Here is a 7,553-nt window from a genome sequence, read left to right on the forward strand (position 1 = left end):
GCTGCGGGAGCTTCACGAGGTGTGCCGTCGGCACGGCGCGTTGCTGATCGTCGACGAAGCCCACGGGCTCGGCGTGCGCGGCGACGGCGGCAGGGGACTGCTGAACGAGGTCGGACTGGCGGGCGCCCCGGATGTGGTGATGACGACGACACTGTCCAAGGCGCTCGGCAGCCAGGGCGGCGTGGTGCTGGGCCCGACCGCGGTCCGTGACCACCTGATCGACGCCGCCCGACCGTTCATCTTCGACACCGGCCTGGCTCCGGCGGCCGTCGGCGCCGCCCACGCCGCGCTGCAGGTGCTCATCGACGAGCCGGGGCGGGCGCGTCGGGTACTGGACAACGCCGCGATGCTGGCATCGATGTGTGACGTCGCCGAGATCCCCTCCTCGGCGGTGGTGTCGGTGATCCTCGGCGAACCCGAGGTGGCGCTGGCCGCCGCCGCGGCCTGCCTGGAGCGCGGGGTTCGGGTCGGGTGCTTCCGGCCACCCACGGTGCCTGCCGGCACATCGCGGTTGCGATTGACCGCACGGGCGTCGCTGACCGAGGAAGAGATGGCACTGGCCCGCACAGTGCTCTCCGACGTGCTGTCACCGGCGTGAGCGTTCTCGTCGTCACCGGCACCGGCACCGGCGTCGGCAAGACCGTCGCCACCGCGGCGCTGGCGTGCCACGCGAGGCTGGTAGGTATCGACGTCGCGGTGTGCAAGCCGGTGCAGACCGGTACCCGGGACGGCGACGACGACCTCGCCGAGGTGTCCCGGTTGTCGAGGGTCCACGAATTGCATTCTCTGGCAAGATTTCCCGAGCCGTTGGCGCCTCTGGCCGCCGCTCAGCGGGTGGGTGGCGAACTGCCGGGCCGGGCGGCGCTGGTGGACATGGTCAACGCTGTGGACCGCCCCGGGCGGCTGACGCTCGTCGAGGGTGCCGGTGGCCTGCTGGTCGAGATCGGCGCGGACGGGCTGACGTTGCGCGACCTTGCGGGCGACCTCGAGGCCCCCGTGCTGACCGTCGTCTCGCCGGGGCTCGGCACGCTCAACCACACCGCCCTGACCTTGGAGGCCTTGGCCGCCCGGACGGTCGACAGCGCAGGTCTGGTCATCGGAGCGTGGCCGGCCCAGCCCGGTGTGGCCGAGTCGGACAATCGGGTGGCACTGGCCCGGCTGGCCCCGCTGCGGGCGGTACTGCCGGCCGGCGCCGGGTCGCTGACGGCCGAGGCGTTCGAATCGATCAGCGCGGCAGGCTTCGACCGGTCGTGGGTCGAGAGCCTGCTCGGCTGATGGTGCACTCCGTCGAGCTGCTGTTCGACACCGAGACCGAATCGGCGGTCCAGCAGATCTGGGCCGACCTGATGGCCGTCGGCATCCGCAGCCAGGCGGCGCACCGGTCGCCCAGCAACCGCCCGCACATCACGCTCACCGTCGCCGAACGGATGGACGACACCGTCGACGCGGCCCTGCTTCCGGTGCTGGCGCGGCTACCGCTGGACTGTCGGATCGGGGCGCCGATGCTGTTCGGCAGCCGCGCCATCACCCTGGTGCGCCTGGTGGTGCCGTCGGCGGAGCTGCTGGCACTGCACGCCGAGGTGCACCGGATCTGTCTGGTGCAGACCCCCGACGGTCCGCTGGATCATGCGGAACCGGGGGCGTGGACCCCGCATGTCACGCTGGCCCGACGGCTGAGTCCCGAGGTGCTGCCCCAGGCATTGGCGCTGCCGCAGGTGAGCCACGAGATCCCCGGCCGCATCACGGGTTTGCGGCACTGGGACGGCAACACCAAGGTGGTGCACCCGATCGGTTGACGCGCCTCAGACCTGCGCGCGACTCTGTGCCGCGATGCCGTCGACCAGTAGTTCGAGCCCGAAGGCGAAACGCGCGCTGGGGTTCTCGGTCCAGACCGTCTGGACGACCTCGGCGCCCGCGGCGTCCCACTGCATCCGGGACTGCTCGTCGGCGGTGAAGCCGAGCACGTAGTACACGACGGTGCGGGCGGCCAGTTCGGCCTTGGCCGTGGCCACGCCCGCCTCGGCGGCCGCTGCGCTCAGCCGGGCCAGGACGTCGCCCATCACCGCGGACTGGCCGGCGGCGAAGCTGGCCGACACGAGTTCGGCGCCATCGGTGTGTGACAGCAGGGCATCGCGCAACTGCCCGCAGACACCGGTGATGCGGCCCCGCCAGTCGCCGGGTTGGTCGGTGATCGGCTGCAGGATCCGATCGGCCACCGCGCCGAGAAGCTCCTGCTTGTTGGCGAAATGCCAGTACAGCGCGCCGGGGGAGACGGCGAGCTCGCGGGCCAGCCGCCGCATCGACAGGTCGGCGATCCCGAAATCGTCCAGGAGCGCCGTCGCCGCCTCGACCACGTCGCGTTTGTGGAGCTGCACGCCAGTACCCTAACCTGAACGGTGTTCAAGACGCAGCGATGAGCGCTTGCGCGAAGAGCAGACGAACAGGAGACAGGCGAGTGGGCGACATCCTGGCGGTGGCACGACAGCAGGTGCTGGAACGGGGGGAGGGCCTCGACCAGGACCAGACCCTGCAGGTGCTGCAACTGCCGGACGAGCGCCTCGACGATCTGCTGGCGCTGGCGCACGAGGTCCGGATGGCATGGTGCGGACCGGACGTCGAGGTCGAGGGCATCATCAGCCTCAAGACCGGCGGTTGCCCTGAGGACTGCCACTTCTGTTCTCAGTCAGGGCTTTTCGCCTCCCCGGTGCGCAGCGCCTGGCTCGACATCCCCAGCCTCGTGGAAGCCGCCAAGCAGACCGCCAAGACCGGGGCGACGGAATTCTGTATCGTCGCCGCGGTGCGCGGTCCGGACGAGCGTCTGCTGGCGCAGGTCGCCGCCGGCATCGAGGCGATCCGCAACGAGGTCGACATCCAGATCGCCTGCTCGCTGGGCATGCTCGATCAGGAGCAGGTCGATCAGCTCGCGGCGATGGGTGTGCACCGCTACAACCACAATCTCGAGACCGCCCGGTCCTACTTCACCAACGTGGTCACCACACATTCCTGGGAAGAGCGTTGGGGCACACTGGAAATGGTGCGCGACGCGGGCATGGAGGTGTGCTGCGGCGGCATCCTGGGCATGGGTGAGTCACTGGAGCAGCGCGCGGAGTTCGCCGCCAACCTCGCCGAACTCGACCCGCATGAGGTCCCGCTGAACTTCCTCAACCCGCGCCCGGGGACCCCGTTCGGGGACCTTGACGTGCTGCCGGCGTCCGAAGCTCTCAAGGCGGTGGCGGCGTTCCGCTTGGCGCTGCCGCGCACGATGCTCCGTTTCGCCGGTGGCCGGGAGATCACGCTGGGCGACCTGGGTGCCAAGAAGGGGATCCTGGGCGGCATCAATGCAGTCATCGTCGGCAACTACCTGACCACGCTCGGCCGACCGGCCGAGGCGGACCTGGAGTTGCTCGACGACCTGCAGATGCCGATCAAGGCGCTGAACGCCAGCTTGTGATGGTTCACGAACTGCCCGCGGCAGTCGGTGCCGGTGTCTACAACGTCTACACCGGTGGGCCGGCGGGCAGCACGTCGCCGACGGCGGCCGAACTCGGTCTCGAGCCGCCCCGATTCTGCGCCGAATGCGGTCGCCGGATGATCGTGCAGGTCCGTCCGGATGGGTGGTGGGCCAAATGTTCACGCCATGGGCTGGTCGATTCGAAGGACCTGGAGCTGTACCGGTGAACGCGCCGACGGTGTCGCGGCGGCGCGCGGCGCTGACCGTCGTCGCTGGTCTGACCCTGGTGGGTGCGCTCGTCGGAGCCCTGTGGGCGTGGCTCGCACCGCCGATTCGCGGGGTGGTCGCCTTGACGCGGGCCGGAGACCGGATCACCGCCTCACTGGGCAACGAGTCAGACCATTGGTTCGCGGCCGCGTTCCTGGTCGTCGGCATGCTCGGTGTGGTGGCTGTGGTCGCGGCAGTTCTGGTGTGGCAGTGGCGCGCTCACCGCGGACCGGTGATGGTTGCGGCACTGGCCGTCGGCGGGGTGGCCGCAGCCGCGGTCGCGGCCGGAGTGGGTGCTCTCGCCGTCCGGCTTCGGTACGGGACCATCGACGTGGCCGCGGCACCGGTGACGGAGGAGAACCGGGTGCACTACGTCGTCGAAGCGCCCGCCGTGTTCTTCGGCCACTCGCCGCTGCAGATCGCTGCGACACTGCTGTTCCCCGCCGGGGTCGCGGCGTTGGTCTACCTGTTGGCCGCGACAGCGACTCCGCGCGACGATCTCGGCGCCTGGCCGCCGGTCGAGTACCCGGTGCTGACTACTGATCGAACTGGGACAGTGGCTGACGTTCCACCCGTCGCCCCGTCATCACCTTCACCGTGATCACGCCGAGGGTGAGCATTCCCCGGTAGGTCGACGGATTGAGCAGCGTCGGCCATTTTGTCCGCGCGATGTGCGCCCGCAGTGGTCGTCCGGCGAATCGGTCCCGCAGCCAGCGCAGTGTCATCGGCGCCGACATCGGATGCAGCAGCATGTGCTCGCTGAGCATGTCGCGGTGATAGGTGACGCTCGCGCCGCCGCGGGTGTAGGTCTCGGTCAGCTCGTCGATGTCGTCGACGGAGATGATCCGGTCGTGCACCGCCTGCACGATCAGCACCGGAGGCTTGGGTGCGCAGGTTCCGAGCTTGATGCTGTCGAAGACGTGCTGAACCTCGGGCGTCAGCAGGATCTCTTCGAGTGGCCGGTCGATCAGGTCGGCCATGTCCTTGCCGGCGAGCCGCAGCATGGCGTGAGCAGTCGTCATCTTCTCGATGCGGGCGAGCGTCGCCTTGCCCTCGTCGGTGGCGTGTTCGGAGATGATGCGATCGAGTTCGGGATAGATGTGGGTCAGCGCGGCGACGACCATGGCGGGCAGCGCCGAGTAGATGCTGCCGTTGAGCCGTTTGAAGGTGTGGCCGAGGTCGCCGACCGGGGATCCGAGCACCGCACCGACCACGTTGAGCTCCGGGGCGTAGGTGCCCTGCACCTCCGCGGCCCACGCCGAGGCCAGCCCACCTCCCGAGTAGCCCCACAGCCCGATCGGCGATTCGACAGTCAGGCCCAGAGCGTTGTGATTGATCGCGGCGCGCACCCCGTCCAGCACGTGGTAGCCGGGCTCGAATGGGGCCCCCCATATGCCGGCCGGCCCCTCGTGGTCGGGCACCGACACGGCCCAGCCTTCGGCGAGCGCCGCTGCGACGAGCAGAAACTCGAACTGCGCGAGAGACCCGATGGCCTTGGCGCCCCGTCGCAGCGCGTAGGACGGGAAGCACCGTCCGGCCACCGCATCGATGGCGCACTGATAGGAGACGACGGGTGTCGGCCCGGACGACGCCTTCTCCGTGGGGACCACGACGGTGGTGACGGTGGCGTGCGGCTGTCCGTTGAGATCGGTGGTGCGATAGAGCAGCTGGGTGGCGTGGAACTTCTGCGGGATGAAGCCCAGGAAAGCGAGCTCGACGTCACGGGATCGCAGAACGGTTCCCGGGAGGGCGTGCTCGAACCCGGACGGCGGTTGATAGAAGGAGTCGTAGGCGGGAACCACCGGGCGCGCTCTGCGCTGTAGTGGCTGGTGGGGAGCCTGACCGATCCACTCGGCTCCGGTCGACCGCGCCACACTGCCCAAGTCCATCTGGGCATTGTTGCCTAAGGATGCACTAAGAAGCCAGTCGACTCACCCGGGAGGGCGCAAAGCAGCAAACTCGTCGGTGACGCGATAGCGCGATTCGGTGAATCGGTACAACGCCGCCGGTCGACCGCCGCTGCGGCCTGATCGGGCGGTGGTGCCGGTCCGGGTGATCACCTGTCGACGCTCCAGCACGCGCTGCAGGTTGGTCGCGTCGACGGGGTGGCCCAGTGCCGCGCTGTAGATGTCGCGCAACGTCGAAAGCGCGAATTCGCTTGGTGCGAGCGCGAATCCAATGTTCGTGTAGGACAGTTTGGCGACGAGGCGGTTGTGCGCGTGCTCGACCATCGGGCCGTGGTCGAACGCCATGGGCGGCAGATCGCTGACCGGGTGCCAGCGGGTGTCCGAGGGCAGTTCCGGCGTGGCGGGGGAGGGCACCAGGCCGAGGAATGTCGAGGCGATGGTGCGGCGGCGCGGAACCCTGTCCGGGTCCGAGAACACGGCGAGTTGCTCGAGGTGGGCGAGTTCTCGTAGGTCCACCTTCTCCGCCAGTTGGCGTCGGACCGAGGTCGTCATGTCCTCGTCCACACCCAACCGGCCGCCGGGCAACGACCACTTACCGCGCTCGGGGCTGAGCGCACGCTGCCACAACAGCACGTGAAGTGCAGCTTTTTGATCGGTGCTGGGCAGATCGGCGCGGCGCACCTGGAACACGGCGGCCAAGACCTCGTGGTCGGTGCTAATATGGGCCATGTTTTCGATTATAAGTCGAAAACCTCGACGGAGTGAAGGAGGCGGCGATGACCGTGATCGATCAGTTGCCGACGAACCATCTGATCGACCGGGTCGTTGACGGTCCGGGCGGATTCTCCGGCGTCGACGGCGACGCGGAATGGGCCGCGGAGGTGCGCCGCCTCGCCGACCTTCGCGGTGCGACGCTGCTCGCGCACAACTATCAGTTGCCTGCCATCCAGGATGTCGCCGACCACGTCGGCGACTCGCTCGCACTCTCGCGCATCGCCGCCGAAGCCCCCGAGGACTCGATCGTCTTCTGCGGGGTGCACTTCATGGCCGAGACCGCAAAGATCCTGTCGCCGGCGAAGACGGTGCTGATTCCCGACCAGCGTGCCGGATGCTCGCTTGCGGACTCGATCTCCGCCGAGGAGCTGCGCGCGTGGAAAGCCGAATACCCTGGCGCCGTTGTCGTCTCCTATGTCAACACCACCGCCGCGGTCAAGGCGGAGACCGACATCTGCTGCACGTCGTCCAACGCCGTCGATGTCGTCGCCTCGATCCCCGAGGACCGCGAAGTGCTGTTCTGCCCCGACCAGTTCCTGGGCGCGCATGTCCGCAGGGTCACCGGTCGCACGAACATCCAGGTGTGGGCTGGTGAATGTCATGTGCACGCGGGCATCAACGGTGACGAGCTCGCCGACCAGGCCCGCGCCCACCCCGACGCGGAACTGTTCGTGCACCCCGAATGTGGTTGCGCGACTTCGGCTCTCTACCTCGCCGGTGAAGGTTCCTTCCCCGCTGATCGGGTCAAGATCCTGTCCACCGGCGGGATGCTCGACGCCGCCCGTGAAACCCGGGCGCGTCAGGTTCTGGTGGCCACCGAGGTCGGCATGCTGCACCAATTGCGGCGTGCGGCACCGGATGTGGACTTCCAGGCCGTCAACGACCGCGCCTCGTGCAAGTACATGAAGATGATCACCCCGGCGGCGCTGCTGCGTTGCCTGGTCGAAGGCGCAGACGAAGTCCGGGTGGCTCCGGATGTGGCGGCGGCCGCTCGACGTAGCGTGCAGCGGATGATCGAGATCGGGCAGCCCGGCGGCGGCGAATGACGCCATCGTGAGGCGGCGCCGGCCTGTGGAGGCAGCGTGCCGACGTGGTCGTCATCGGAACGGGCGTCGCCGGACTCGCCGCCGCGCTGGCCGCGCACCGGCGTGGAC

11 protein-coding genes are annotated in these 7,553 nt (G+C 68.9%); 8 read left to right on the top strand and 3 right to left on the bottom strand.

Annotation, left to right across the window (positions count from 1 at the left end; all coding sequences use genetic code 11):
* From WA965_RS24905 to WA965_RS24915, 3 genes are all read left to right on the top strand, one after another.
* On the top strand, positions 1 to 598 hold a 598-nt coding region (locus WA965_RS24905), incomplete at its 5' end, for an aminotransferase class I/II-fold pyridoxal phosphate-dependent enzyme (RefSeq protein ID WP_526448176.1).
* Positions 595 to 1,275, top strand: coding sequence for a dethiobiotin synthase (bioD, locus tag WA965_RS24910; protein ID WP_526295654.1), 681 nt, complete (start codon positions 595 to 597; stop codon positions 1,273 to 1,275). The genes WA965_RS24905 and bioD, both read left to right, overlap by 4 nt.
* Complete coding sequence (locus tag WA965_RS24915; protein WP_526295680.1) at positions 1,275 to 1,796, top strand: 2'-5' RNA ligase family protein; 522 nt, start codon at positions 1,275 to 1,277, stop codon at positions 1,794 to 1,796. The genes bioD and WA965_RS24915 overlap by 1 nt, the downstream gene beginning before the upstream one ends.
* A 6-nt stretch (positions 1,797 to 1,802) precedes the next feature.
* Here WA965_RS24915 and WA965_RS24920 read toward each other — a convergent pair whose 3' ends face one another.
* Positions 1,803 to 2,375, bottom strand: a complete 573-nt coding sequence (locus WA965_RS24920; RefSeq protein WP_526295656.1) for a TetR/AcrR family transcriptional regulator — start codon at positions 2,373 to 2,375, stop codon at positions 1,803 to 1,805.
* Between the two features lie 80 nt (positions 2,376 to 2,455).
* Between WA965_RS24920 and bioB the strand changes: the two genes are divergently transcribed.
* The 3 genes from bioB to WA965_RS24935 are packed head-to-tail and all read left to right on the top strand — an operon-like array spanning position 2,456 to position 4,319.
* Positions 2,456 to 3,451, top strand: a complete 996-nt coding sequence (gene bioB, locus WA965_RS24925; protein WP_526295658.1) for a biotin synthase BioB — start codon at positions 2,456 to 2,458, stop codon at positions 3,449 to 3,451.
* Positions 3,451 to 3,678 (top strand): biotin synthase auxiliary protein BsaP, encoded by a 228-nt coding sequence (bsaP, locus tag WA965_RS24930; protein ID WP_526448178.1) that lies wholly within the window; start codon positions 3,451 to 3,453, stop codon positions 3,676 to 3,678. The genes bioB and bsaP overlap by 1 nt, the downstream gene beginning before the upstream one ends.
* Positions 3,627 to 4,319: a DUF2567 domain-containing protein gene (locus WA965_RS24935; protein ID WP_526448177.1), complete on the top strand. Its 693-nt coding sequence runs from the start codon at positions 3,627 to 3,629 to the stop codon at positions 4,317 to 4,319. The genes bsaP and WA965_RS24935 overlap by 52 nt, the downstream gene beginning before the upstream one ends.
* On the opposite strand, the gene WA965_RS24940 is transcribed toward WA965_RS24935, so the two are convergent.
* Together WA965_RS24940 and WA965_RS24945 are read right to left on the bottom strand one after the other, a co-directional pair.
* Positions 4,255 to 5,607 (bottom strand): lipase family protein, encoded by a 1,353-nt coding sequence (locus tag WA965_RS24940; protein WP_526295662.1) that lies wholly within the window; start codon positions 5,605 to 5,607, stop codon positions 4,255 to 4,257. The genes WA965_RS24935 and WA965_RS24940 overlap by 65 nt on opposite strands.
* Before the next feature lie 42 nt (positions 5,608 to 5,649).
* Positions 5,650 to 6,354, bottom strand: a complete 705-nt coding sequence (locus WA965_RS24945; RefSeq protein ID WP_526295664.1) for an NrtR DNA-binding winged helix domain-containing protein — start codon at positions 6,352 to 6,354, stop codon at positions 5,650 to 5,652.
* A 47-nt stretch (positions 6,355 to 6,401) separates the two neighbouring features.
* On the opposite strand from WA965_RS24945, the gene nadA reads away from it, so the two are divergent.
* Together nadA and WA965_RS24955 are read left to right on the top strand one after the other, a co-directional pair.
* Entirely contained in the window at positions 6,402 to 7,445 is a 1,044-nt protein-coding gene (gene nadA, locus WA965_RS24950) for a quinolinate synthase NadA (protein WP_526295666.1), read from the top strand.
* 23 nt (positions 7,446 to 7,468) lie between these two features.
* Positions 7,469 to 7,553: FAD-binding protein (locus WA965_RS24955; protein ID WP_526448179.1), on the top strand; the 85-nt coding region annotated here is incomplete at its 3' end.

This window comes from Mycobacterium sp. (assembly GCF_049683935.1).
In the GTDB taxonomy this organism is placed as follows: domain Bacteria; phylum Actinomycetota; class Actinomycetes; order Mycobacteriales; family Mycobacteriaceae; genus Mycobacterium.